The sequence below is a fragment of the Stutzerimonas stutzeri genome (genome assembly GCF_000935215.1).
Lineage (GTDB): Bacteria > Pseudomonadota > Gammaproteobacteria > Pseudomonadales > Pseudomonadaceae > Stutzerimonas.
In genome coordinates, this window is record NZ_JXXD01000375.1 from 1 (window position 1) to 312 (window position 312).

A 312-nucleotide genomic window follows, 5' to 3' on the forward strand; every position below is an offset into this window, starting at 1 on the left:
GGTAGAAATGAATATAGGAAGCCGTCATTCGCCCCTGCCGGTAGACCGCCTCGGCGGTGCGCTTGTAGTTCGGGCACTGCCCGCGCGCCAGCGGTTCGAGCGGCGACGCCAGCGATGAATGATGGAAGGTATGCCCACGCAGGCGCCCTTCCGGCAATGCCACCTCCTGCAGCGCCAGGGCGGTCAGGCGGCTCTGCATCCGCGCCTCGCCGGGCAGCAGGCCGAGCATCGCGCCATGCTCGCCCGCCTTATCGACGAGGCCGTCGAGCAGGTAGAGCATGCCACCGCATTCGGCGAGGATCGGCTTGCCGG

Annotated in this window: 1 pseudogene; it reads right to left on the minus strand. The window is 67.9% G+C overall.

Going from position 1 to position 312, the window contains the following annotated elements:
• Positions 1-312: pseudogene (locus LO50_RS23480) on the minus strand (cobyrinate a,c-diamide synthase); the annotation flags it as partial.